The organism is Cohaesibacter marisflavi (genome assembly GCF_963665895.2).
GTDB classification, from domain to species: Bacteria; Pseudomonadota; Alphaproteobacteria; order Rhizobiales; family Cohaesibacteraceae; genus Cohaesibacter; species Cohaesibacter marisflavi.
Genome location: NZ_OY762534.1, coordinates 4,689,049 through 4,713,043 on the forward strand (window position 1 = coordinate 4,689,049; position 23,995 = coordinate 4,713,043).

Below are 23,995 nucleotides of genomic sequence, written 5' to 3' on the forward strand. Positions count from 1 at the left end.
CGACTGGTTGAGCTGATTTTATCATAGACAACCGATGGCTGCACGCTTTCATCTCGAGAAGCCTCATAACTGTCCGCTTCGGCTGGCGGTATCCGAGATCTCTCACCAGCATCGAATGATGGCTTTCCGCCCATTTGCCAGAAGCGCACACCGGCGCATGAAATTTCGGCGTTGCACCCAATGCCCGCTTTGTCCGCATTGTTGGCATCTGATTTCCAAGTTTGCTGCACCATTGATCAATGTCTGGAATTGAATAAGGCGAGAGCGAAGCCCAAATCGCTGTAAAATCGGTTGGACATTTTGCAGAAAAGCCTAATGAAATGAATGGTGCCTATTTGTTGGTTGGACAATGCTAGCGCATTGAAAAACAACAATTGTTGCACTCCCGTAGGGCGTACCAATCGTTTGCTAAAAGCCCTCGCAATTTTCTTAATTGCGAGGGCTTTTGTCATTTCGGGGACAATTTCCATTCTCTTAGCAGAGCTGAGCCTCGGGACTATAAATGTTACCCCGCAGGTAGCCCAACCCCTACATTTCGATCTGCATCAGCTTTATCAGTCGGTCCCTGTCCTCAAGTGCTTTTTGAGTTGCGTCCGGAGTGGCTGCGGCACAGCCATTGATGATGCATTCGGCAAGAAGCATGAAGGTTGAGATGGAGTTGGAAATAAAGCTCGTCTGATGAGGTGAAAAGAGTGCTTCGTCAGAGAATTTTACAAGGGGGGATGCGGGCGAATCCGTGATGACCAGTGTTTGTATGCCACACTCATGGGCCGCTTCAACCGCCTTGACGGTTTGAACGGAGTAGGGCGCGCAGCTGCCGGCTATCAACAAGTCTTCGGATGAATATTGGGCCATTCCTTCAGCCAGTCCCAAGGCGTTGCTGTCCAACAAATTCACATCCGCGCGGATCATCCTCAAGCCATAGGTGAGAAAACTCGCAAAAGCATGAAACTGCCGAATTCCGTAGAGGCCAATGCGCGGTGCGTTGGTGATCATGGACACAGCATGATCGAATGCAGCGGTATCGAAGCTCTCAATCAGGCGATCGGTGTTGGCTTGGCTCTCATGGCACAGCTGGGAAACCTTGGAGAGGCTCGGCTTATCACCGCTTTGCAGGGTTTGTTGTGCCTTCTTGGAATAAAACTCTCCCGGTGAGGATATCGAGGCCTTGATCAAAACCTCTTGAAAGGCGCCAAAGCCGGGATAGCCAAGATTGCGCGCCAGCCGGGTTATGGTTGAGGCATTGACCTCGAGACGATCTGCAAGGGTGGTGATGGAGAATAGTGCAGGGTCACCCTGCAGATTGAGGATTTTGCCCAAGGCTGCCAGCGCCTTGGGGCCGAGGTGAATATCACTCTGGCCTCGGCCAACCTTGATCATCAAGTCCCGCAGCCCCTCGATGGTCGAAGGCGGCAGGCCATTCTCACCTGTTGGTGTAGAAGCTGTCGTCTGAGAGGGTGTCATAAATTGTCCACTTCACCTTGTCTTTACAAAACTCAAATAGGCCGGTCGCCAACGTATTCTCATTGTCGGGGTCGTCTGGCTGGTCCCGCCTTATGGGCAGGCCTTGCCCGTCGATATCGCGCAATATAGCCAATGGCAACGCATCTTTCTCTGTTAGAAGGTCCTGAGCGCGCTTTTGTCTGTCGCGTGATGACTCAGTCACGATCTGTCGTTTGGCAATGAGGAGAGCATGATTCGCATGAGCAAAGGGAGTGGATATTTCCTTCGTTGCCAGCGTGCCAGCTCCAAATTCGATGGAAACAAGGCGCATATTGGCCTCTTGGCTGCGTTGTCCCAGCAGAACGTGAAATCCTCCGCTGGTCGGAATGCTATGCAGCATTTTTAACACGCCTTCCAAGCTCGAACAGGCCAGCATGGCGCGCCCGATCACCATACGCGGCATGCCAAACGGGGCTTCCTCCAGACGCAAATTGTTGACGGTCTGAACCATCCCTGTCTCGGTGATCGCAAATGTGTGGCCGGGAATTGAGCCCGGATAGCAGAATGAAGTAAAGGCCGGGCCTGCGTCAGGTCTGATATCAGCCAGAAAACAGGCCCCGCGGAAGAAGGGCAAGCCGTCTTCATTGTGTGCCACGACGGGATTATCTCCGGGCAAAGCGACCGTGGTGCATCCATCGGGCGCTGAGGCAAGCAGGTCGCCGCGACAATTCCACGCCACAACCTGATCAAGCGGCAATTCCAGCCCCTCGGCCAAGCCTTTCAGTTCTTCCCAGATGCGAGGAAATTGCTCTTGAACCATCCGGCTCATCTGTTGAATTTTTCCAGCCTCGGCTTTTTCCGTTACCTGTTGCCAGATCTCGCTTGGGAGCAGGTGTTCGTGAACACTCTTACACCCTTCTTTTCCAAGGCGATATCCAATCTGAAATGGTGTTCCTGCGGCTTCTATCCTGCCCAGATCGCGGGGCTTATTCGACATGGTGCAAGAAGTCCTTCATGCGATCATTAGGCGGGTTGTCAATCACGTCGCGCGGATTACCATCGACGGCAATCTTGCCATGCTCCATGAAGATGAGGCGCGACCCGACCTTTTTCGCAAAGGCCATTTCATGGGTTACGACAACCATGGTCATGCCTTCTTCAGCCAATTGTTGCATTACACTGAGCACTTCATGCTTGAGTTCGGGATCAAGCGCAGAGGTCGGCTCGTCAAACAGCATGACCTTGGGTTTGACCGCCAGGGCGCGGGCAATGGCTACGCGCTGCTGCTGGCCACCAGACAGCTCCGATGGCAAATGGTCGGCCTTGTCTTCCAGCCCGACCTTCTTGAGCAGATCTCTGGCAACGCTTTCCGCCTCTGACTGGGAAAGATGGCGCACTTGCCTTGGCCCGAAGGCAACATTCTTGAGAGCTGTCAATTGTGGGAACAGATTGAACTGCTGGAACACCATGCCGGCCTCTTGCCGGATTTCGCGCAATTGCCGCGCATTGCCCTTGACGCTCAATCCGTCAACGATCAGGTCGCCGCCGGTAATCGTCTCCAACGCATTGATGCAGCGCAGTAGGGTCGATTTGCCCGATCCGGAAGGCCCGACAAGCACGACCACTTCACCAGCATCAATGCTGAGGTCCACTTCGTCCAACACCGTTAGAGGGCCGAACGCCTTTGACGTTTTATGAAATTCGATGATGCTCATAGGATCTTCATCCTCTTTTCAACGACCCGCAGGAGTAGGGTCAGAGCCCCGGTCATGATCAGATAGAGAACGGCAACAGCGGTCCAGATTTCTACAGCCCGGAAGTTGGAGGCCATGATCTCTTGCCCTGTCCGGGTCAGCTCAGCCACGCCAATGACGATAAACAGCGATGTATCCTTAAGCGAAACGATGAACTGGTTGCCAAGCGGCGGAATGAGGCGACGGAAGGCGAGCGGGCCAACGATATAGACCAGCACTTTCCAGCGCGGCAATCCCAGAGCCAGCCCGGCTTCGCTCAACCCTTTGCCAATCGAAAGGAAAGCGCCGCGCACGATCTCGGCGATATAGGCCCCGGCATTGACCACGATTGACAGAACGGCGGCCCCCATCGGATCAATCCGGATATCGGCGAGCACCGGCAGCGCGAAATAGAGAAACATGACCTGAACCACGATTGGCGTGCCACGGATCAGCTCGATATAGACGAAGGCAATAGCATTGAGGATACGGCCACCATAGGCGCGCATGAGACCGGCTATAGAGCCCAGCACCAGCCCCCCGACGAGGCCTAGAATGGTTATGTATATTGTCGTTTTTGCACCCTGCAGCAATTGCGGCATGTAGGTGATGACGACTGACCAGTCGATTTCCATGGGAAGTCTCAATTTTTGAGAAAAAGAAAGGCCGAGCGCGTTTGGCCCGGCCTGAAAGCATGAAGGCGCTTATTTGGCAGGAACGGTGCCGAACCATTTTTTATAAATAGCGTTATAGCGGCCGTCTTCTTTCATCGCGGCCAAAACCGTGTTGACTTTGCTGACCAGATCGCTGCCTTTGGGGAAGCCGATGCCATATTGCTGGGCCATCATCTGCTTGCCAACGGTTTTTACCTGACCGTTGCCAGCCTTTTTGATGTAGTAAAGCACGTTTGGCGTGTCATGCATGGCGGCATCCACACGGCCGGTACGCAGCTCGAGATAGGCGTTGTCGATATTGGGGAACTTGCGCAGCTCGGTGCCTTCGAAATTCTCGGTCGCATAGTCAGAAGCGGAGGTGCCGGTCTTCACGGCAAGGGTCTTGCCCTTGAGATCTTCTGCGCCCTTGATGTCACTGTCAGAGGATACCATCAGCAAAAAGCCGCTCTCATAGTAGCCGTCGGAAAAATCGATAACCTCTTCGCGGGACGGTTTGATGGTGATGCCAGCCAGAGCAACATCCACCTGACCGGTCTGCAAGGCAGGAATGATGCCGGAGAAATCCATCGGGCGCAGTTCGTAAGAGAGGTCTAGATCCTTGGCGATCGCTTCCCACATGTCGATATCAAAGCCTGTATATTTGTCGCCATCCTTAAATTCGAATGGCACGAATGCGGTGTCGGTCGCAATGATAAGGTCTTGGGCATTGGCCGAGCCGGTGAAAAGGGCACCCGTGAGGGCAATGGCTGCAGCGCAAGCCAGATTGAGGAGAGATTTCATATTGGTTCCCACATGGTTGATTTGGTGATGCTGAATTTTTAGGCACAGAAATTTGCGTGCAATTTTATTATGCAAATTTATTTGCATATATTCAGCCTGAGTGCAAGGCTATTGTTATAAAAAAGTAGAAACTGAAGGCGAATGCTGGGCAAAATGGCAGAAATCTGTGGTGGTTATGAGAGCGCTCTGTCGTCACTTTTCATAAAGTGCCGCCATGATTTGTGCGAGATCCGCCATCGCTTTCTGCAATCGGGCGGGCTCCAATACCTCGATTTCATGACCAAGGTGCAAGAACTCGTGAACAGCCTGATCTGGAGGGTCACCATGAGCTTGTTTTGCGCGGAGGCCAACAGGGACCCGAGCCCAAGGATGGCCGCAGGGCCAGACATTCCGGAGAAGACCAGCGCTTCGGCTTTTCTGGATGACATGCCATTCAGGCGAACGCGATATCCTTCCAGCAATTTGTATCCACCCTCGGGGCCTCGTTCGCTATAGACCGGAATGCCGGCAGCAGAGAGCGCGTCAATGTCGCGATAGATGGTGCTGTTCAGCCGCCCCTGCGGCAACGAGGCTTCCCAACAAGCTAAGCTCTGTAGCGGGCGCTGCTTTCCAGCAAATGCTTTGAATATGGGTGGTCGGCTTGCTGCTGGCGCATTTTGTCGACGGTCATCATTTCAACCACAGCGCCATGCTGCATCACGGCGACCTCGTCGCACATATGTCCCACCACGGCCAGATCATGGGAGACCATGACATAGGTGAGATTATGCTCGGCGCGCAGATCACACAGCAGATTGAGAATTTCCGCCTGAACCGAGACATCCAGCGCCGAGGTAGGTTCGTCCAGCAAAAGAATTTCCGGTTCTGGCGCCAGTGCGCGGGCAATGGCCACCCTCTGGCGCTGGCCACCCGAGAGCTGATGGGGGTAACGGAAGCGAAAGGCGGCACTGAGCCCGACGTCATCCAGCAGCTTCGGAATTTTGGTATCGATATCGCCAAAGCCGTGAAGCTGCAGGGTTTCGCTTAAAACCCGATCGACCGTGTGGCGCGGGTGGAGAGAGGCATAGGGGTCCTGAAAGACCATCTGCACCGTCTTGTAGAAGGCTCTATCCCGTTTGGCGCCGAGCTGTTTCTGGTCGACGAGAATGTCACCACTCCAGTTTGGCACCAAACCGGTGATCGCGCGCAGCACTGTTGACTTGCCTGATCCGCTTTCTCCCACCAAGCCGAAACTGTCTCCCTGCTTGATGGCAAAGGAGACGGATTTGACGGCGTCGACACGATTGGGCTCTTCACCGAACCAGACATTGAGATTGAGAATTTCCAGCGCTTTTTTCATAGCAGCCCACTTACACTTTCTTGGTCACGCCATGCCGGATCACGGTTCAGCACTTCCAGTCTTTCATTCTTATGATCAAGCTGAGGCATGGAATTCAGCAGGCCTCGGGTATAGGGGTGGGTGGCTTGATCCAGTTTGCCGGATTCGCAGATCTCGACAATGCGCCCGCCATACATGATCAGGATTCGGTCGCAGAAATTGGACACCAGACGCAAATCGTGGCTGATGAAGATCAGCCCCATGCCACGCTCGCGGACAAGTTTGTCCATGATTTCCAACACCTGAATCTGAACGGATACGTCAAGGGCAGAGGTTGGCTCGTCGGCGATCAGGATTTTCGGGTTGGCGATCAGCATCATGGCGATCATGACCCTCTGTCCCATGCCGCCGGAAAGTTCGTGTGGGTAGGCGTCATAGACCCTTTCCGGATCACGGATAACCACGGCCTCGAGCATTTCCAGCGCCTTTTGGCGCGCAAGCTTTTTGTCGACCTTCTCGTGAATCGATAGGGTTTCGACGATCTGCTCACCAACGCGCATGACCGGATTGAGCGAATATTTCGGGTCCTGCATGACCATGGAAATATCTCGGCCACGCAATTTGCGCATCTCTTTTTCAGGCAGAGACATCACGTCATGCCCGAGGATTTGCATACGGTCTGCTTCGACGATACCGGGTTTTCGGATGAGGCGCAGAAGAGCCCGTCCGGTCATGGATTTGCCAGACCCGCTCTCTCCAACGATGCCGAGCCGTTCCTTTCCCAAGGAAAAGCTGACGCCGCGCACCGCATCAAACAGGCCCGTGCGGGTGGGGAACCGGACCCAGAGATTTTCTACATCAACCAGATTGCTCATCGGCCATTCTCCTTGGGGTCCAGAACATCGCGCAAGCCATCACCCAACAGGTTGAAGGCAAGACTTACCATGAAGATGGCAAGGCCGGGCATTGTGGCGACCCACCAGTGGTCCAGAATGAACTTGCGCCCTTCAGAGATCATGGCGCCCCATTCGGGTGAAGGAGGCTGAGCGCCGAGGCCAAGGAAGCCAAGCCCGGCTGCCGTGAGAATGACGCCTGCCATATCGAGCGTGACACGGATAACCAGCGAGGAGATGCAAAGCGGCCAGATATGTTTGGTGATGATCCTGATGGGACCGGCACCCTGCAGTTTGACCGCCTGAATGAAATCGGATTTGCGGATTGTCAGCGTCTCTGCCCGGGCGATGCGGGCATAAGGCGGCCAGGCTGTTAGCGAGATGGCCAGAACCGCATTTTCAATGCCGGCGCCCAATGCGGCCACAAAGGCCAAAGCAAGCACGAGCTTTGGAAAGGCAAGGAAGATGTCGGTGATCCGCATGAGCACAACGTCCACCCAGCCGCCGGCATAACCGGAGATGGTTCCGACGATGAGGCCCATGATGGGGGCGATGATGGCCACCAGCGTCACGATATAGAGCGTGATGCGGGAGCCATAGAGCAGGCGGCTAAGAATATCGCGCCCCAGCGAATCCGTTCCCAGTGGGTGCCCCTCAAAGCCGAGCGGCTGAAGGCGATTGGCTAGATCCTGACTGAACGGATCGTGTGGTGCGAGCAGGGGGGCGAAGACCGCGATGAAGACGACGGCAACAAGAATACCCAGTCCCGCCATTGCGAGAGTGTTGCGTTTGAGGGCCAGCCAGTTCTGATACCAGGCTGCCATGCGCGCATGGTTGCGTGACGTTGGTACCTCGGCCAGCAACCAGGCACGCAAGCTTTGCTTTTCTGTTTCTTTTACTAAGCTCATCACATGGTCTCTACTGTTTGGCGCGAGGGTCGAGTAAACGATAAAGAATATCGGACAGGACGTTCAGGCAGACAAAGACCAGCCCGACAACCACGGTGCCGCCAAGAACGGCAGCCATATCGGCAGAAAGCAACGAGGTTGTGATGTAGCTGCCAATGCCTGGCCACGAGAAAATGATTTCTGTCAGCACTGACCCTTCCAGCAGCCCGGCATAGGAAAGAGCGACCACGGTGATCAGCTGAACACCGATGTTGCGGAAGGCGTGTTTCCAGATAACGCGGGCTTCCGAGAGGCCCTTGACGCGAGCGGCTGTAATATATTCCGAATTCAGCTGCTCAAGCATGAAGGAACGCGTCATGCGGCTGATATAGGCCAACGAATAATAACCCAGAATGCTCGCAGGCAGCACGATATGGGAGAAGGCGTTCGAGAATACATCAAGATCACCGGCCAGCAGGCTGTCGATCAGGATCATCCCTGTTACCTGCGGGACGAGGTCTTCATAAAAGATGTCGAGACGGCCCGGGCCGCCGACCCAGCCCAGAATGCCATAGAAGATGAGAAGGCCAACAAGTCCGATCCAGAATACGGGAATGGAATAGCCGATTAGTGCGATGAAACGGGCAATCTGATCGATCCATGTGCCGCGCTTGACGGCCGCCAAGACCCCCAATGGAATGCCGACAATGATGCCGATAATGGTCCCAATGGTTGCCAGTTCCATGGTTGCTGGAAAGAAGCGCTTGATGTCCTCGAACACAGGCAGGCCCGTGCGAATGGAAACGCCAAGATTGCCGTGGAATACATCGACGAGATAGTAGAAGAACTGCACCAGCAGCGGTCTATCCAGTCCAAGCGCGATGTAGGTCGCATCATATTGTTCCTGGGAGGCGCGTTCCCCGACAATGGCCAATACCGGATCAACCGGCATGACGCGCCCGATGATAAAGGTGATAAACAGCAATCCGACCATAGTAACGACGATCGTCGACAGGGTCGAGATCGGCTTGCGCACGATGGGCGGAATGGACAGCCACTTACGCTGTCCATCCAGATTTTTCATGATAATTGTTCCAACTCGAACTTAGTCTTTGGTGACCTGCCAGTAAGACGTGGTTGTTATGGCCCCGCCGAGTGAGAAGTTGGCTACGTTGGAGCGGAGAGCAGCCTGTTCGGTCTTCTGGAACATGATGCCGAATGGACTGGACTTCTGGAACTCCTTCTGCAGATCGATATACATCTGCTTACGCTTTTCAACGTCGTTTTCAACGACTGCAGCAAGGGTTCGTTCGGAATATTCAGGAATATCCCAGGCGTTACGCCATGCGAGATAACCGGTGTTGCCTGCATCATCGGCATTGCCCGGGTTGAGGGCGAAGGTGCCTGCGTTGGTGTTCGGATCGGGATAATCCGGACCCCATGCGCCAACATAGATGTCATGTTCGCGGGCACGGTATTTGTCCAGTGTCTGGGCGCCGGTACCGACGGTGATGTTCAGCTTGACGCCTGCCTGGCCCCAGGTGTTCTGAAGCGACTGGGCGATGTCGATGCGCTCTTGGGCTTCGCGCACAATGGCATTGATTTCAAAGCCATCTGGATATCCGGCTTCTGCAAGCAGAGCCTTGCCCTTTTCAACGTCGAGGGAATAGGGGGTATCTTCCAGTGCGCCAAGATAGGTCAGCGGCAGGAAGGACTGGTGCACCGAATACTGACCCTTGAGGAAGCTGTCTGCCATGCCCTTATAGTCAGTGAGATATTTTAGCGCTTCCAGGACCTTCGGATTGGTCAGGATCTCGTTCTTCTGGTTTGCCGCCCAATACATGATACGGCCACGCAGCTCGGAGTGGATAGTGATGTCGTCGCTTTCGCTCACCGCGGCCACGTCTTCAGTGGAGAGGTTGCGTGCAACGTCAACATCGCCCTTTTCTAGCAGCAGGCGCTGGGAGGCGCTTTCTGCAACTTGACGGATGAAGATCTGCTTCATGGCAGGCGTTTCGCCCCACCATTTCGGGTTGGCGACCAGAACAACGCTTTCGTTCGGCTTCAGGCTCTTCAGCGTGTAGGCACCAGAACCAGCGCTATGGTTGCGCAGCCATGCATTGCCCATATCGCCATCGACTTCATTTTCCATGGTCAATTTGCTGTCAACGATGGCGGCGACGTTTGCCGTCAGGCAGTTGAGCACGAAGGAAACGGCATATGGTTTGTCGGTGGTGATGGACAGGGTATAGTCATCCGTTGCGACAATCTTTTCCTTCACATTCTCAGGGGTGAAGCCAAACTGGCTGAGAATGAAGCTTGGTGTCTTGTTGAGCAGAATCACGCGCTGCAGGGAAAAGGCGGCATCCTGAGCGGTAATCGGGTTGCCGGATGCGAATGTGCGGCCTTCAGCGATTTTGAAGGTGATGGTCTTGCCATCTTCGGACACTTCCCAGCTGGAGGCGAGATCCGGACCGTAGCCTGCATCCAGATCCAATGGATTGGTGTTGATCAGGAAAGAATAGAGGTTTCTGTCGATTTCGTTGCCGGTGAATTCAAAAGACTGTGCCGGGTCAAGTGAAATGATATCGTCGATGCGTTCTGCGACAACAAGCATGCTCTTTGGTGTTTCGGCGAGCGTCGGCATCGCCGTGACCGTGACGACTGCTGCTGCAGCCAAAAGAGAAATCTTGAAATGTTTCATAGCTCTGTTCCTCTGGATTGATCCCGTGTTAATGGTTTTGGTATGCAATTTATCCGGTCTCGCGGGCTTATGCCTCTTGCTTGAGACCTTCCTTAGGTGATTGATTTCTTTATTGTTCTTTCCAGGTTTTCTGGAGTGCGCGCATCCAGTTGCTGTGGCATAGTTTGGCCATCAACTCCTCGCCATATCCATGCTCCCGCATGGCTTCGCGCAATCGGGTCAAGCCGGAAAGATCTTTGATGTTCTGGGGGATATCTGCACCGTCAAAGTCGGACCCGAGCCCGACACGGTCTTCACCGAGCTTCTCCATCAAATAGTCGAGATGGCGCAGCATGAGCTCGATGTCCGTGTCCACATTCTGCTGACCATCTGGACGCAGGAAGGCCACGGCGAAGTTCAGTCCAACCATGCCGTCGCTTTCAGCGATGACCGCTAGTTGACGGTCGGTCAAGTTGCGGGCATGGGGGCAGATGGCGTAGGCATTGGAGTGGGTTGCGACAATCGGGGCGTCTGTCATAGCCGCCAGATCGTCAAATCCCTTCTCGTTGAGGTGCGATACGTCAAGCATGATGCCGAGGCGGTTGCACTCGGTGACAAGTTTCTTGCCAAGATCGGTCAAGCCCGGTCCTGTGTCGCCCGTTGACGGATAACGGAAGGGAACGCCGTGGCCGAATTTGGTCGGGCGGCTCCAGACCGGCCCGATGGATCGTAGACCGGCGGCATACAGCACTTCCAGAGTTTCGAATTCTTCATCAATGGCTTCGGCCCCTTCCATATGAAGGACGCCAGCGATTGTGTCATTTTCGAAGGCGGTGAGGATGTCTCGGGTGGAGGTACAGCCTTTGAGGAATCCTGCCTTTTCCAGCTTTTTGAAGGTGGCAACCTCTGACAGGACCACCTTGATGGCGTCATTCCACTTGACCTCTTCGGGCAGCGGTAGGTCGTAGCTGGGCTCATTCATCTTGTCTTCGTAGCTGGCGCGGGATGCGGTCCCTAAGTCGCTGGGAACATAAAGGGCATAGAATCCTCCGCCAAAGCCACCGGCTTTCGCCCTTGGAAGATCCATTTGACCTGTGTCTGTACCTTTAAGTGCGTCAGTGATTGTCAAGCTTTTCCGATAAAACCGTAGCAAAAAGTCGTTGTGACCGTCGAAAATGATTGGGCTGGTAGTATATGTCATGAAAAATCTGCGTTTTTATTGTGTTAGTTGCTACTTCGTTTCTGAGGCGGTATGTTTCATAAGTGCCTGATCAGAAAGAAAAATATCTTGGATTTTTTGGGGGGTGTTAGAAAAGCTATTTCTTCTTGCTTATGGAAATGAGTATGAATGAACTCAATATGTTCGCAAATACAAAGTCAAGAACTCATGCGAAAACGACAGGCACGATGATTGTCTGTTCTTAAATGTGCCGTTTATTTTGGCATCATCTTTCATTTGATAGAATTGAAAGATCGCCGGTAAGGCCTTCTAATAGCGATTAATCATTCTGACTAGAAAAGCAGTGGTTGCGTTGAGTGGCGAAAAATTTGGCAAATTGTGCTCTTTTGACTGTTTTTTGGTCAGGTGATGAAATCTTTGGATATGTGCACAATTGGGTGGCAAGCGAGTGTGGTACCCAGAGGGGTCTCTCGAAATCCCGAGATTATAATCTTAGTTCTGCCAGCATGTACCACTGATCGATATGTTCCAGTATAATGGGCTCTATCGCACCGTTGATCCTCTTGATGGTTGTCTCTATGTCGGCCGCGCGATCGCCGCTATTGGCCTGCTCGATCGGGGGGAGAAACGTCAATTGATAGTTGGCTCCCTGTGTCCGGATCATGAAAACCGGGATGAGCGTGGCGCCCGTTGCCTTTGCCAGCTTGATGGCAGCAACGGCATTGCCTTTGGTTGGCGTAGGGCGGCCGAAGAGAGGCAGGTGGATCTGGTTTTCCCTGACATCATCGACATAGAACAAGCCGCAAGCCTCATTGGCCGCAAGAATCCGGTGCAGCCTTATTCCGGACTTCCTGCCGGGTGGAAATAGATATTGCCCCCGCCGTTTGCGCAGATTGTGGATCAAGCGATTTGTGAAGCGGCTCGGTTCTGGTTGGAAAGGGCCTGTAACCTCGATATCCAGTGTCTGGTGCAAGGCGGATACTTGAGCCTCCCAGTGTCCCACATGAACCGATAGGAAGATGACCCGTTTGCCTTGCGCTTGGACTGTATGGAAATGCTCCGCTCCGACCAGTTCGATTTTTCCATCCGGATGATGGCGGCTTGTCTTGGAAAATTCTGCGAAGACACGACCGGTATTGGTCCACCAACCAGAGAGCAGTTCGTTTGCTCCCTGTTCGGAATCTGCTCGGTCAGGGCGTAGTAATCTGATGTTTTTTAACAGGCGTTGCGCGAACTTGGCTTTCGCGAACCGCGCCTGCGCCAAAGGCGCAATCAGGGCACCGAAGCGGGAACAGGCTGAAAGCGGCAAGGGGCGCAGGGCATGGTGAGTGAAATAGTTTAGCGCGCCCATGGTCGGTTCGAGCAGCCAGAAAAGGCGCCAGTCAGACCGCTTCTTGCTGTCGGCTGAAAAGGCCCAAGAAAGGGGTGGGCCTTCAGGTTCAGGGGATTTCGTTTCTTCAAACGGGATGTCGTGCAGGCGCATCGGGTCAAATCGCCTAAGCTTGTGCTGTTCTCTGACGGCGATGGACCGTCATCGGCAGATGATCTCCTGGACGGACAGTCAAGCGACAGATCGGCTGTACATCTTCGCCCTGTTTCAAGCGAAGCTCCACATCGCGGGCCAAAATAGCAAGGCTCAATACGGATTCCGTCATGCCGAAGGCGAGACCGGGGCAAATGCGCGGGCCAATGCTGAAGGGGACATAGCTGTATTTGGAGCGCTTGTCGCCATCAGCTTCCACATGGCGCTCAGGCCGGAAGATATGCGGATCATTCCATAGCTTGGAATTGCGCTGCAAGAGCCATGGCACCACCAGCAGCAGGGTTCCCTTGCCGACGGGACGGCCATCAATGCTCGTGGCCTCTATTGCTTCACGGCCCAGAATGGGCACTGGCGGGTACAAGCGCAGGGTTTCTTCCACCACGGCCTTTGTATAGGGCAGATTTCTGACATCGGCAAAAGTCGGACTTCTATCTCCCAGAATGTGATCGATCTCTTGGGTCAATCGGCTGGATACCTGAGGGGATTGGGACAGAAGATACCATGCCCATGCAAGCGTATTAGCCGTGGTTTCATGTCCGGCCATGAAAATCACCGCCGCTTCATTGCGGATTGCCTCGCGGCTCAGCGGAACGCCATCTTCATCACACGCTTCCAGCAGGCCGCCAAGCACGGAGACATTGCTCTTGGATTTGGAGACCGCATACTGATCGATGATCTGGTCGAGAACGGTGTGGATGCGTTTAACAGACTTTCTGATAGACGGTTTGACGAAGCGTGGCAGCCATTCGGGCAGCCCCAAAAGAGACACAAGGTCGATCTGGTCGATCTGGCGTTGATAATCGGAAAAGGCTTCCACCACTTCTGTGGCGAACTGGCGCCCCAAATCTTGACCGAAAATCGTGCGGCAGATGATTTCTGCCGTCAGGTGGGCCATCTCCGCCAAGGCGTCAATCTCACCTCCCTCGGGAAGATCCAGCCATTCCTTTTTCTTCTCTTCGATGGTCTCGATCATGATGGGCGCAAAACCGGGCACTCTGGAGCCGTGAATGATGGGTGCGACCATTTTGCGCCGAGCCGCCCAGATATCGCCATCACTGATGAACAAGCCATCGCCGATGAGAGGACTGAGGGCGTTGCGCATTTGCGGCGTTTTGCGCTGCAAGGCTTCATGGTTGGTCTGGAAGGCTTCTTTCACCACGTCCGGTGCGTTGCAGACCATCAATTGACGGTTCAGGATTTTGAAATCGATGAGCCGCGTGTCAAAATCTTTCAGGGACCAAATCGCCAGATAATTCTTTCTCGCCTGCTTTAACAGGCGAAGCACTTTGACTCTTCCCGGATCTCGGGTGGGAAAGGGAGGGCGGAAATCTTCGCCAGAATAATTTGCAATGCTTGGTTCGTTTGACACTATGGCGCCCTGCTAGAAAAAATGTCTGCTATGTGAATCTTTAAAGGGACACTATTGCCGAATATCGGCAATGTCACCAGCCTTCATTCGCAGTTTTTCGTATTAAGTCGTCGACAGGCCCCCTGTTGCCTCGGCTGCATCTGCGCTTCAGGGCTTATTGGGGGGCTGAAGGGGCAAACATTAAGCTTCTGTCGTTGGCGTACTCATGGGGTGGTAGGCGTCGAGCCTAAATTGGTAAGCCATAGGCAACAGATAACGATAATGGCGTACTTTATAAAGGCCGTTTTTAAAGGATGTAATCCTTTTTTATGTATGTAACCAGACGTGGGTGTTTAAGGATAACTCTATGATTTTTATCGTTTATTTCAGTCACTTTTTGTTGACTGATGAAAGTTTTGTCGGTGTCTTGAACAACGGCATTCCGATTTCTATCTCATGAGTGTCGCAGGAAAAAAGGTGTCGCATCGATAACAAAGAAAAGGAATAAATCGATGAAAAAACCAGCTACTGCTCTTTCCGTTCTTGCCATTGCGGCAATTGCTTCCACGTCTTCCGTATTTGCTGCAGCTCAGGTTGATAGCCGTGACCTGACCGCCAGCCAGGCAAGGCAGCTTGTTCAGGAACAAGGCAGCGTTCTGATTTCTACCGGTGCAAACCAGTTTGACCGCTATGTTGCCAACGGTTCTTATTGCGGCGTTGGAAGCGATGCACAGCCTGCATATATTCCGACAGCCAACTCTGATGCCAGCCTCGTGGGCTATACCTGCGAAGCAATTCAAAGCAACAGCTAAGCCTAATCCAGTCAAATTGGCTTTCTCGCGCTTTTGATCTTCATAAAGTCAGTTCATGTCCGTCGCGGCGCTGCATCCATGATTGCAGCTGCCGCGGCGGTTTTTTGTTTGGAGCTGCGCTGCGCGTCTTACCCCGGCCGGTGCAAGTGCTTTTTTACGCCGCGCTTTGCTATTTTGCGTTTAATTATCTGGACCTTCTTGCTTTTTTTGTTTGAAACCAAGAGGGGAGAGGTCTAGTGTGCACCGAAGTGAGGTTGGCGGTCACTTTCTGTGATCTCGCTTTGCTCATACCAAGCGCCCTTCGTCTAGTGGTCTAGGACGCCGCCCTCTCACGGCGGCAACACGGGTTCGAACCCCGTAGGGCGTGCCAAACTTTCTATCAAACCTGCTGTTGCTCTGCATGCTTGGCCAAGCATGGTACTCTTTTGGGCGCATTTGTTGCCTTTTAGCCCCTTAGGTTTCTAATTTCTCTTGCAATTTTTAGATGAGCATCGCAAATTTTGGCCAGTTTCGTTGTTTTCCGTAGGTGTTTTTTGTGAGGGGGCAAATGACCAGCAGGCCCGGATTTGATGAATGGGTGCTTGATTGCGCCGATGCTGTTGCCAAACGGAGTCGAGATCCGTCCACCAAGGTGGGATGTGTCATTGTTCGGCCTGACAAGAGCTTTGCTGCGGTTGGCTATAATGGCTTCCCACGCTCCATGGAAGATAGGCCGGAATGGTATGAGACACGCGAGGAAAAATATGATCGTGTGATCCATGCGGAGATGAATGCGCTGGCTGCGATGAAAGAACCAGCCAAGGGCTGCATCGTCTATGTAACCCATCCGCCTTGCAAGGAATGCACGAAGTTTCTGGCTGCTCATCAGGTGGGTAAAGTGGTCTGGCGCCATAATGAGGGCATTCAAGGCCGGTTCGATACCACGCGCAGTGAAGAAATTTTCAAGGATTGCGGTATCGAATATAAGGTTATCGGCTGAGGGGCGGGGCCTTACTAGGTGACTTTGCCTGAGCTGATGTTTGCCCAGCTTTCACCTCTTGCTTCCCTTCGTCCGGGGGCATAGAAAAGGGCGAGCCATTCGGCTTGTCTTTTATTTTTACAAGATTGTTCCCCAGGTACTCCCATGTCCGATAGTACGCCCGCAACTCAGGCCCTCAAGAAGGGGAAAGTCGACTTTTCCCTGTTGCATTATGAGTATGATCATGAGGCGGATCGGGTCGGGCTGCAAGCGGCGGAAGCCATCGGGGCAGATCCGGCAGAGGTCTTCAAGTCATTGATGGTGGAACTTGATGGCAAGCCGGTTTGTGCCGTGGTGCCCTCTGATTGCGAAGTCAACATGAAGAAGCTTGCCAAGGCCCTTGGTGGCAAGCGTGCGGCCATGATGCAACCTGCTGATGCCGAGCGGATGACGGGCTACAAGGTTGGCGGTATCAGCCCGCTTGGCCAGCGCAAGCGCGTGCCGACGGCCCTTGATATCAGCGCCATGGACAAGACGCTCATTCACATTAACGGCGGGCAAAGAGGATTGCAGATCAAGGTTGCTCCCAAAGCGCTGGTGGATTTTATGCGCTGCGTGGTTGCCGATCTGGTGCGGTGACTTGCCCTCAAGGGCGTCAGGGCACTCTATAGGCCATGCCGATGGAGTCCGGCGCTGTTGCTTCAAAACCGAATTGCTCATAGAGCTTGTCGGCAGGCAGGTCGGCGATGATCGTTACATAAGCCTTTGAATTCAAATTATTCTGCACATAGTCCATTAGGCTGGCCATGATGGCCTTGCCCAGCCCGTTGCCTTGATGGGCGGGGTCAACGGCGATATCGCAAATGACAAAAACGCAACCGCCGTCGCCAACAAGGCGACCGATGCCGACCACCTGTTCGCCATAATAAACGGTGGCGGCGGCAATCGTGCCCTTGAGGCCTTCTTTGGCTGCTTCCTCTGAATAGACTGTGAGGCCGGTGATCTTTCTCAAACGTAGAAAATCTTCCAGAGGCGGGGTTTGGGGCTCGATGCGATAGTTAGGCTGATCCATAAGTCGACCCTTTTCATGTGCTTCAAATATCTGCCGATTTGCAGAATTGTCTCCGGATGTCTTTGTCTGATTTTTATGACAAGCATGCGGTTTGGGAAAGCCCGTGCGGGTGAAACTGATCACTATGCCCATAATGTTGCCACAGATCCGGTGTTGTTGAAGGCATGTTGGCCGCTTTGGACGGCTCGAACAGAATGTGTCGCAAGGGGGCATAGAGAATGGTTAGTCAAAGTGATTTGGGAATGAAGCGCCTGTTTTCGTGCCGTGTGTTATTCGCGTCGCTGTTTCTGATGTCGTCCGGTCAGCTTTCACTGGCGCAATCTTCCAATGACAAAGCCGTTCCGCAAGTCGAACAGGCTCCGATGGATGAAGACTGGCACAATGAGGTCAGCACCAAGGCTTTGCTCAGCGAATTAACCCGTTTGGCAACCCAACTGGACGAGCAGCGCAAGGAAAATGCCAGTCTGGCTGCAAAAATTGACCGTCTGACCAAGCGCCTTGATGGCATGCAGGCGCAGCTGGCCGATGCTGGATATGTACTCGGAGCGCACAAGGTGCCAAAAAGCTTGCCGGAGAATCTGGATAGTGGGGCTGGTGTTGTTTCCTTGTCAGATGATCCCGCTCCGGAGGCGTCAACAAAGGATGCTGCTTCGCCAAAAGCTCTGCCTCTGGCCGGCGCGTCCACCAGTTCCGATGGTGCAACGATGGGCAAGCAGGAAGCTGCCAAAGAGGGTGCCGTGGAACGTGCGCCGCTTACTCCTCTGGATGCTCCTGAAGGGACGGGCACTGCGAGGCGCAGCCCTGAAGAGGGGGGCTATTTCTCGCGGCTTGTGAAAAAGAGCGAAAAGATGATCGACCAGATTACCGACTGGTGAAGCTGTCGAAACCGGTTGGCGCTCACTTGTTTTACGCCAGCCTATCACAGGCAGCAGGCTTGCGGCTGCCTAGTGGCCTCATTATCGGGTTGTTGCCTAGTGGCCGCCGACCAGTCCCATCAGACGGTAGGTGAGGTTGGCTGCGGTGAAGTCCCAGGCCCATTGCCCTTCGATGGGCGCCAGTTCCACCACATCCAGACCAACGCATTTGCGGCCCTTGAGGGCATGGGCAATGAGCTGGAGGCTTTGATAGTAGCTGAGGCCCCCCGGCACAGGCGTTCCTGTTGCTGGCATGATGGATGGGTCCAGCCCGTCGACGTCAAAGGTGATATAGACCTGTTCGGGGAAGTCCTCAGGCAGGTCAACTGCAGAAATCCCTTCCGTGACAAGCTTTTCCGCATCAACAAACTGAATATGCGCCTCATTCATGCGTGAATCCTGCTCCTCGCTGCAAAGAGCGCGGATGCCGAACTGCATGAGAGGCAGGCGGCGTTCCACGGCGCACAGATGCATGACCGAGGCGTGGGAATGCTTGTGGCCCTGATAGGCGTTGCGCAAGTCTGCATGCGCGTCGATCTGTATGATGCCAACCGGCTCATCCAGCGCGTCCACGACGCCCATGATGGCACCATAGGAGAGGCTATGCTCTCCGCCAAGAGTGACGGGAATGCGTCCGGCTTCCACGCTGGCTGCCGTGCGGGCGCGTAGATCCTTCATGACCTGCTCGATCGGTTGATCGCAATTGATCACGTCAGAGGTGATGATGCCCTTTTTGATTGGGAAGCCCTTGCCGTCAAAACGCTCCAGTTCCTGACTTGCCTCCAGCAGCGCCAGCGGTCCGGCAGCAGTGCCTGCGCCATAGGAAACCGTCTTTTCCAGCGGGCAAGGAATGACTTCAAACAGGGCTGTTTGCGGGTCGCTTTCAGCGTCGGAGAGTTCCGAAGCCAGAAAAGCAGGATAGGTCAAATCAAGCATGATGGTTGTCCCGTGTTGTCCGACTTACGACAGGCGGTCGCGGAATTCAGCATAGGTGAACTCGCGGATGACGTCGAGCTGGTCTGTTTCTGAATCCCAGATGGCGATGGATGGCAGGCGCACGCCGTTGAAGGTGTTTGTCTTGACCATCGAGTAATGAGCCTGATCGAGAAAGGCGATTCGTTGGCCGAGCTCCATATCCGAGGAAAAGGCATAGTCGCCGATGACGTCGCCCGCAAGACAGGACGGTCCCCCCAGACGATAGGATGTGCCGCCCTTCTGCTCGCCCAGAAGAGCAGGGCGATAGGGGGCTTCGATCACGTCGGGCATGTGGCATGTGGCCGAGATATCCATGATGGCGATGTTGACGTCGCCATTGCGCGTCACATCCAGCACTTCGCCCACCAGAATGCCAGCATCCAGCGCTACGGCTTCGCCGGGCTCAAGGTAGATTTCGACATCATATTTGGCCTTGATGGTCTTGAGGAAGGAGACCAGTTCATCGCGCTGATAATCGTCGCGGGTGATATGGTGGCCACCACCGAAATTGAGCCATTTAAGCTTATGCAGCCATGGCGCAAGGCGTTCTTCTACGGCTTCGAAGGTGCGTTTGAGGGGCGTGAAATCCTGTTCGCACAGGGTATGCATATGGATGCCGGAGAAGGGGGCGAGATCTTCGTCGCTCAATTGGCTGATGGGGGTGCCAAGGCGTGAACCAATGGCGCAGGGGTCATATTTGGCGATATGCCCTTCTGAGTGTTCGGGATTGATCCGGAGGCCGAAGTCGGGCGCATAGCCCCATTTGCGCGCGGCGTTGATCTGCGGCGTGAAGCGGTGGAATTGTGCCGGGCTGTTAAAGATCAGGTGATCGGACAGCTCCAGAATTTCAGGTATTTCCTCGGCCTTGAAGCCTGCGGAATAGGTGGCCAGTTCGCCGGAAAATTGCTCCTTGGCCAGCTTGGCTTCCCAGAGGCCGGAAGCGCAGGTGCCGTCAAGATAGTTGCCGATGAGGTCGCCCAGCGCCCAGCAGGAAAAGGCCTTGAGCGCCAGCAGAACCTTGACGTCGGCCGCTTCTCCGACTTGAGAGAGAATGCGCAGGTTGCGCCGAATGGCAGCCTTGTCGATAACAAAGCAGGGCGAAGGCACACGCGCGAGATCGAAGGTCGCAAAGGCTCCGGCATCGCCTGCCTGCGTTTCCATTACTGGCGCATCGGTCATGTCGGTTTCTCCAAAAAGAACTGGTGGCCACTTCACTTGGCCAAAGGGAATAGAGGCAAGGGAGCCCGGCGGGGCCGGGCTCCTTCATTCAAACCGGATTAGAAATCCAGCGGTTTGTCCAGCTCATGCGCTTCCCATGGCAGGCCATGCTTGTTGAGCATGTCCATGAAAGGATCCGGGTCGAGCTGTTCCATGTTGAACACGCCCTTGCCAGACCATTGACCGGTGAGCATCAGGGCTGCGCCGATCATGGCGGGCACACCAGTGGTGTAGGACACGGCCTGAGAGCCAACCTCTGCAAAGCATTCTTCATGATCGCAGATATTGTAGACATAGACGGTCTTTTCCTTGCCATCTTTCTCGCCGGTCATGATGTTGCCGATACAGGTCTTGCCCTTGGTTGTCTTGCCCAGATCACCCGGGTTTGGCAGCACGGCCTTGAGGAACTGCAGCGGGATGATTTCCTTACCCTCATACATGACAGGATCGATGCGGGTCATGCCGACATTCTGCAGTACTTCCAGATGCTTGATATAAGCATCACCGAAGGTCATCCAGAAGCGGGCGCGCTTGATTTCCGGCAGATGCTTCACAAGGCTTTCCAGCTCTTCGTGATACATCTGATACATGTTTTTCTCACCCACGGCGGGGAAGTCAAACGGCTGCTTGTTGGACATGGCCGGGGTGGTGACCCATTCGCCTTTCTCCCAGTGATGCACGGGTGCGGTCACTTCGCGGATGTTGATTTCCGGGTTGAAGTTGGTGGCAAAATGCTGGCCATGGTCGCCGCCGTTGCAATCGAGAATGTCGAGTGTGTCGATACGGTCGAGCAGATGCTTCTTGGCATAAGCGGTGTAGATGTTGGTAACGCCCGGGTCGAAGCCAGAGCCGAGTAGCGCCATCAGGCCTGCTTCTTCGAAGCGCTGCTGATAGGCCCACTGCCAGCTATATTCGAACTTGGCCACATCCCGCGGCTCATAGTTGGCTGTGTCGAGATAGTTGACGCCGGACTTCAGGCAGGCATCCATGATGTTGAGGTCCTGATATGGCAGGGCCACGTTGACCACCAGAGACACACCAAGCTTGTCGATGAGAGCCGAAAGGGCTTCCACATCATCGGCATCCACTTCTGCGGTCTTGATGGTTACGCCGGTGCGCTCTTTCACGGAAGCGGCAATCTCGTCGCATTTGAAAATGCGGCGCGAGGCCAGCGTGATGTCTGCGAAGATATCGGAAAGCTGCACCATTTTATGAATGACGACGGAGCCGACGCCACCTGCGCCGATGACCAGAACTTTGTTCATATCAATGTCCTTCTTTTCAGAGGGATATCTGCCAGCCTGACAGACCTGCCTGTCTCCCATACTGCACCGGCAAAGATGCCGAAACCATGGCACCTTTGTCGATTGGGAGCGTGATGTTTATGTTATAAGGGATCGCTCTTGATGGCGGTTGCTTAATGCTCGAAATAAGTATAGCCGTTCATGCTTTCCTTGAAAGCATTCATCATGGCCTTGCGTTCCTTCACGGTCAGCTTTTTATTGGAGACCGCTTCTTCAACCATCTGCTTAAAGTTGTTGGACAATGCTGTCGTGTTATATTCCACGTAGCTGAGCACTTCGGCAATGGTATCCCCTTCCACTTCGTGGATGAGGTTGAAGTCGCCGTTCGGCTTGATCTCGATGGTTGCCACGTTGGTGTCGCCAAACAGATTATGCAAATCGCCCAGCGTTTCCTGATACGCGCCGACAAAGAAGACGGCCATGCAATAATGCTCATCTTCTTCCAGAGCATGCACTGGAAGAGACGAGGAAATGCCATCGGCGAGCACGAACTGATCCACCTTGCCATCACTGTCGCAGGTGATGTCGGACAGGATCGCGCGTCGGGTTGGCGTTTCATTCAGACGCTGGATCGGGATGATCGGATGCAACTGGTCAATGGCCCAGACATCGGGCAGAGACTGGAACAGCGAGAAGTTGGCGTGATAGATGTCAGCCGCCGATTCAAGGGCGCTTAGCACGTCATCGGAGACCCATTCATCGGCCTCTGTTGCCTTGCGCATCTTGGCGATCAGGTTGAGATAGAGTTTCTCGGCCTTGGCGAGATCGCGCAAGCCCACTTCGCCGCGTCCGAAGTTGCGGCGCACTTCATCGCGGTAGAAGGTGACGTCGTTAAGGCATTCCTGCAAGCGGCTCGGCGTCAGGTAAGTCTCGACATCGCGCATATCGCGAATGGAACGATCATCATCCTCGGAGACCTCGACAATATTGTCTTCTTCATAATGGGTCACATTGATGATGTTGAACAGCAGCATGGAGCTGTAGGCCACTGTTGCGCGCCCGCTTTCGGTCACGATGGTGGGGTGTTTCTGCTCCGCATCGTCCATCGTGTTTTTCACGGCCTCGACGATGGAATAGCAGTATTCGTCGGTGGAATAGTTGATGGAGTTCTCGGTGGATTTGTGCTCGCCTGTATAGTCAATACCCAGACCGCCGCCCAGATCGATATAGTTGAGCGGAGCCCCTTCCTTGCGCAGTTCAACAAAGAAGCGACAGGCCTCAGCCGCCGAACGGCGTACGTCAATGATATCCGGGACCTGGCTGCCCAGATGAAAATGCTGCAGTTGCAGGCAATCCAGATAGCCTTCATCGCGCAGACGGTCGATCACATACAGCACGTCCGGTGACGACAGGCCAAAGGCTGACCGATCCCCCGAGGAGGAAGCCCAGTTGCCGGTGATGCGGTTGTTCAGCTTGATGCGGATGCCAAGTTGCGGGCGGATGTTGAGCTTCTTGGATTCTTCAAGCACCAGATCCAGCTCAGCCTTGCTTTCCAGCACGATGATCGTGTTGAAGCCGAGTTTGCTGGAGAGCAGGGCCAGATTGATGAACTCACTATCCTTGATGCCATTGCAGATGAGCAGCGCATCTTTGGAAAGGCGCTGGCCCAGAGCAATGATCAATTCCGGTTTTGAACCGACTTCAAGTCCAAAATTATGCGGCGCACCATATTCGACGATCTTTTCGATCACATGGGCCTGCTGGTTGACCTTGATGGGGAACACGCCGCGATAGCTGGCTTTATAGTCAAGCTCTTTCATCGCGTTGGCGAAACTCATATTGATGCGATCAATCTGGTTTTTCAGGCTGTTGGCCACGCGCAACAAAATGGGGGAGGCGATGCCGCGCTCTTCCAGTGAATGCAAGATAGAAGTCAGGTCCGTTGTGACGGGCCCTTCTGCGTGATCTGTGATGAGGCCAATGTTGCCATTGTCCAGAACTTCGAACCGATCATTGCCCCAGCGCTCAATGCCATAGATTGCGCAGGGAGCCTCCTGTTCCGTAGTGCTCAATCGCCCGTCCTCTTGATGAAAAAACAGCCCGTTACCGGGCTTCTGTTTCTATTGCGTCAACATGTGCTTGCGTTGGCCTGCATATGGCTGAAAGCCATGACCAGTGCAAGCGATAATTCGCGTATAACACATATCATATTCGCTGCCCGTGTACAGGGGGCCTATTTGTTGGCAATCCCTTGCGGGTTGGTGCTGTTCAGGGCGCAATTGTTTGGCTAGTGTGGGTGTACAAAAAAGCAAATACCATA

22 protein-coding genes, 1 tRNA gene and 2 pseudogenes are annotated in these 23,995 nt (G+C 54.0%); 5 read left to right on the forward strand and 20 right to left on the reverse strand.

The features are described 5' to 3' along the window. Window positions 1–528 precede the first annotated feature (528 nt). From ACKPCT_RS21820 to ACKPCT_RS21890, 15 genes and pseudogenes are all read right to left on the reverse strand, one after another. The gene (locus ACKPCT_RS21820; protein ID WP_090073309.1) at window positions 529–1,464 is read right to left on the reverse strand and encodes a MurR/RpiR family transcriptional regulator; all 936 of its coding nucleotides are present in this window, start codon (window positions 1,462–1,464) and stop codon (window positions 529–531) included. Beyond that, window positions 1,424–2,440, reverse strand: a complete 1,017-nt coding sequence (locus tag ACKPCT_RS21825) for a C45 family peptidase (protein WP_319567967.1) — start codon at window positions 2,438–2,440, stop codon at window positions 1,424–1,426. The genes ACKPCT_RS21820 and ACKPCT_RS21825 overlap by 41 nt, the downstream gene beginning before the upstream one ends. Continuing rightward, complete coding sequence (glnQ, locus tag ACKPCT_RS21830) at window positions 2,430–3,158, reverse strand: glutamine ABC transporter ATP-binding protein GlnQ (protein ID WP_090073313.1); 729 nt, start codon at window positions 3,156–3,158, stop codon at window positions 2,430–2,432. The genes ACKPCT_RS21825 and glnQ overlap by 11 nt, the downstream gene beginning before the upstream one ends. Next, window positions 3,155–3,811 carry a glutamine ABC transporter permease GlnP gene (glnP, locus tag ACKPCT_RS21835; protein WP_090073315.1) on the reverse strand — a complete coding sequence of 219 codons (657 nt, stop codon included), beginning with the start codon at window positions 3,809–3,811 and terminating at the stop codon, window positions 3,155–3,157. The genes glnQ and glnP overlap by 4 nt, the downstream gene beginning before the upstream one ends. Window positions 3,812–3,880: 69 nt before the next feature. Then, window positions 3,881–4,630 carry a glutamine ABC transporter substrate-binding protein GlnH gene (gene glnH, locus ACKPCT_RS21840; protein WP_319567968.1) on the reverse strand — a complete coding sequence of 250 codons (750 nt, stop codon included), beginning with the start codon at window positions 4,628–4,630 and terminating at the stop codon, window positions 3,881–3,883. A 192-nt stretch (window positions 4,631–4,822) separates the two neighbouring features. Next, window positions 4,823–4,921, reverse strand: a complete 99-nt coding sequence (locus ACKPCT_RS21845; RefSeq protein ID WP_448148846.1) for a hypothetical protein — start codon at window positions 4,919–4,921, stop codon at window positions 4,823–4,825. Between the two features lie 11 nt (window positions 4,922–4,932). Further along, window positions 4,933–5,172: pseudogene (locus tag ACKPCT_RS21850) on the reverse strand (helix-turn-helix transcriptional regulator); the annotation flags it as partial. A 41-nt stretch (window positions 5,173–5,213) separates the two neighbouring features. Further along, window positions 5,214–5,969, reverse strand: a complete 756-nt coding sequence (locus ACKPCT_RS21855; protein ID WP_090073319.1) for an ABC transporter ATP-binding protein — start codon at window positions 5,967–5,969, stop codon at window positions 5,214–5,216. Further along, a pseudogene (locus ACKPCT_RS21860) lies at window positions 5,966–6,739 on the reverse strand (ABC transporter ATP-binding protein); the annotation flags it as partial. The gene ACKPCT_RS21855 and the pseudogene ACKPCT_RS21860, both read right to left, overlap by 4 nt. Before the next feature lie 80 nt (window positions 6,740–6,819). Continuing rightward, on the reverse strand, window positions 6,820–7,749 hold the full coding sequence (nikC, locus tag ACKPCT_RS21865) for a nickel transporter permease (RefSeq protein WP_090073323.1): 930 nt from the start codon (window positions 7,747–7,749) through the stop codon (window positions 6,820–6,822). Window positions 7,750–7,759: 10 nt separating this feature from the next. After that, on the reverse strand, window positions 7,760–8,812 hold the full coding sequence (locus ACKPCT_RS21870) for an ABC transporter permease (protein ID WP_090073325.1): 1,053 nt from the start codon (window positions 8,810–8,812) through the stop codon (window positions 7,760–7,762). 21 nt (window positions 8,813–8,833) lie between these two features. After that, on the reverse strand, window positions 8,834–10,432 hold the full coding sequence (locus tag ACKPCT_RS21875) for an ABC transporter substrate-binding protein (RefSeq protein ID WP_090073327.1): 1,599 nt from the start codon (window positions 10,430–10,432) through the stop codon (window positions 8,834–8,836). Window positions 10,433–10,541: 109 nt separating this feature from the next. Next, entirely contained in the window at window positions 10,542–11,612 is a 1,071-nt protein-coding gene (locus ACKPCT_RS21880) for a dipeptidase (RefSeq protein ID WP_090073329.1), read from the reverse strand. Window positions 11,613–12,075: 463 nt separating this feature from the next. Further along, window positions 12,076–13,074, reverse strand: coding sequence for a lysophospholipid acyltransferase family protein (locus tag ACKPCT_RS21885; protein ID WP_319567969.1), 999 nt, complete (start codon window positions 13,072–13,074; stop codon window positions 12,076–12,078). A gap of 13 nt (window positions 13,075–13,087) precedes the next feature. After that, the gene (locus ACKPCT_RS21890; protein WP_319567970.1) at window positions 13,088–14,419 is read right to left on the reverse strand and encodes a cytochrome P450; all 1,332 of its coding nucleotides are present in this window, start codon (window positions 14,417–14,419) and stop codon (window positions 13,088–13,090) included. 575 nt (window positions 14,420–14,994) lie between these two features. On the opposite strand from ACKPCT_RS21890, the gene ACKPCT_RS21895 reads away from it, so the two are divergent. The 4 genes from ACKPCT_RS21895 to ybaK all read left to right on the forward strand — a co-directional run bounded on the left by ACKPCT_RS21895 (window position 14,995) and on the right by ybaK (window position 16,891). Next, window positions 14,995–15,294, forward strand: a complete 300-nt coding sequence (locus tag ACKPCT_RS21895; RefSeq protein ID WP_090073334.1) for a hypothetical protein — start codon at window positions 14,995–14,997, stop codon at window positions 15,292–15,294. A 294-nt stretch (window positions 15,295–15,588) separates the two neighbouring features. Further along, window positions 15,589–15,664, forward strand: a tRNA-Glu gene (locus tag ACKPCT_RS21900). A 177-nt stretch (window positions 15,665–15,841) separates the two neighbouring features. Beyond that, window positions 15,842–16,273, forward strand: coding sequence for a deoxycytidylate deaminase (locus ACKPCT_RS21905; protein WP_319567971.1), 432 nt, complete (start codon window positions 15,842–15,844; stop codon window positions 16,271–16,273). Between the two features lie 144 nt (window positions 16,274–16,417). Further along, complete coding sequence (gene ybaK / locus ACKPCT_RS21910) at window positions 16,418–16,891, forward strand: Cys-tRNA(Pro) deacylase (RefSeq protein WP_319567972.1); 474 nt, start codon at window positions 16,418–16,420, stop codon at window positions 16,889–16,891. Window positions 16,892–16,907: 16 nt separating this feature from the next. Here the strand turns inward: ybaK and ACKPCT_RS21915 are convergent, their stop codons facing one another. Continuing rightward, entirely contained in the window at window positions 16,908–17,324 is a 417-nt protein-coding gene (locus ACKPCT_RS21915; protein ID WP_319567973.1) for a GNAT family N-acetyltransferase, read from the reverse strand. Window positions 17,325–17,542: 218 nt separating this feature from the next. On the opposite strand from ACKPCT_RS21915, the gene ACKPCT_RS21920 reads away from it, so the two are divergent. After that, window positions 17,543–18,199, forward strand: coding sequence for a hypothetical protein (locus ACKPCT_RS21920; RefSeq protein ID WP_319567974.1), 657 nt, complete (start codon window positions 17,543–17,545; stop codon window positions 18,197–18,199). 96 nt (window positions 18,200–18,295) lie between these two features. Here the strand turns inward: ACKPCT_RS21920 and speB are convergent, their stop codons facing one another. The 4 genes from speB to speA all read right to left on the reverse strand — a co-directional run bounded on the left by speB (window position 18,296) and on the right by speA (window position 23,747). Next, window positions 18,296–19,174, reverse strand: coding sequence for an agmatinase (speB, locus tag ACKPCT_RS21925; RefSeq protein ID WP_090073344.1), 879 nt, complete (start codon window positions 19,172–19,174; stop codon window positions 18,296–18,298). 24 nt (window positions 19,175–19,198) lie between these two features. Then, window positions 19,199–20,392 carry a carboxynorspermidine decarboxylase gene (nspC, locus tag ACKPCT_RS21930; RefSeq protein WP_319567975.1) on the reverse strand — a complete coding sequence of 398 codons (1,194 nt, stop codon included), beginning with the start codon at window positions 20,390–20,392 and terminating at the stop codon, window positions 19,199–19,201. Window positions 20,393–20,490: 98 nt separating this feature from the next. Then, on the reverse strand, window positions 20,491–21,696 hold the full coding sequence (locus ACKPCT_RS21935) for a saccharopine dehydrogenase family protein (protein ID WP_319567976.1): 1,206 nt from the start codon (window positions 21,694–21,696) through the stop codon (window positions 20,491–20,493). 152 nt (window positions 21,697–21,848) lie between these two features. Beyond that, the gene (gene speA / locus ACKPCT_RS21940; RefSeq protein ID WP_090073347.1) at window positions 21,849–23,747 is read right to left on the reverse strand and encodes a biosynthetic arginine decarboxylase; all 1,899 of its coding nucleotides are present in this window, start codon (window positions 23,745–23,747) and stop codon (window positions 21,849–21,851) included. Between the last annotated feature and the right edge of the window lie 248 nt (window positions 23,748–23,995).

Excerpts from the sequence above, each read along its gene's own strand:
- ACKPCT_RS21855 (WP_090073319.1), bottom strand. The coding sequence starts at position 5,969 with ATGAAAAAAGCGCTGGAAATTCTCAATCTCAATGTCTGGTTCGGTGAA.
- glnH (WP_319567968.1), bottom strand. The coding sequence starts at position 4,630 with ATGAAATCTCTCCTCAATCTGGCTTGCGCTGCAGCCATTGCCCTCACG.
- glnQ (WP_090073313.1), bottom strand. The coding sequence starts at position 3,158 with ATGAGCATCATCGAATTTCATAAAACGTCAAAGGCGTTCGGCCCTCTA.
- ACKPCT_RS21880 (WP_090073329.1), bottom strand. The coding sequence starts at position 11,612 with ATGACATATACTACCAGCCCAATCATTTTCGACGGTCACAACGACTTT.
- ACKPCT_RS21825 (WP_319567967.1), bottom strand. The coding sequence starts at position 2,440 with ATGTCGAATAAGCCCCGCGATCTGGGCAGGATAGAAGCCGCAGGAACA.
- ACKPCT_RS21905 (WP_319567971.1), top strand. The coding sequence starts at position 15,842 with ATGACCAGCAGGCCCGGATTTGATGAATGGGTGCTTGATTGCGCCGAT.
- nikC (WP_090073323.1), bottom strand. The coding sequence starts at position 7,749 with ATGAGCTTAGTAAAAGAAACAGAAAAGCAAAGCTTGCGTGCCTGGTTG.
- ybaK (WP_319567972.1), top strand. The coding sequence starts at position 16,418 with ATGTCCGATAGTACGCCCGCAACTCAGGCCCTCAAGAAGGGGAAAGTC.
- ACKPCT_RS21920 (WP_319567974.1), top strand. The coding sequence starts at position 17,543 with ATGGTTAGTCAAAGTGATTTGGGAATGAAGCGCCTGTTTTCGTGCCGT.
- ACKPCT_RS21885 (WP_319567969.1), bottom strand. The coding sequence starts at position 13,074 with ATGCGCCTGCACGACATCCCGTTTGAAGAAACGAAATCCCCTGAACCT.
- ACKPCT_RS21820 (WP_090073309.1), bottom strand. The coding sequence starts at position 1,464 with ATGACACCCTCTCAGACGACAGCTTCTACACCAACAGGTGAGAATGGC.
- ACKPCT_RS21870 (WP_090073325.1), bottom strand. The coding sequence starts at position 8,812 with ATGAAAAATCTGGATGGACAGCGTAAGTGGCTGTCCATTCCGCCCATC.
- ACKPCT_RS21875 (WP_090073327.1), bottom strand. The coding sequence starts at position 10,432 with ATGAAACATTTCAAGATTTCTCTTTTGGCTGCAGCAGCAGTCGTCACG.
- ACKPCT_RS21895 (WP_090073334.1), top strand. The coding sequence starts at position 14,995 with ATGAAAAAACCAGCTACTGCTCTTTCCGTTCTTGCCATTGCGGCAATT.
- ACKPCT_RS21915 (WP_319567973.1), bottom strand. The coding sequence starts at position 17,324 with ATGGATCAGCCTAACTATCGCATCGAGCCCCAAACCCCGCCTCTGGAA.
- ACKPCT_RS21935 (WP_319567976.1), bottom strand. The coding sequence starts at position 21,696 with ATGAACAAAGTTCTGGTCATCGGCGCAGGTGGCGTCGGCTCCGTCGTC.
- nspC (WP_319567975.1), bottom strand. The coding sequence starts at position 20,392 with ATGACCGATGCGCCAGTAATGGAAACGCAGGCAGGCGATGCCGGAGCC.
- glnP (WP_090073315.1), bottom strand. The coding sequence starts at position 3,811 with ATGGAAATCGACTGGTCAGTCGTCATCACCTACATGCCGCAATTGCTG.
- speB (WP_090073344.1), bottom strand. The coding sequence starts at position 19,174 with ATGCTTGATTTGACCTATCCTGCTTTTCTGGCTTCGGAACTCTCCGAC.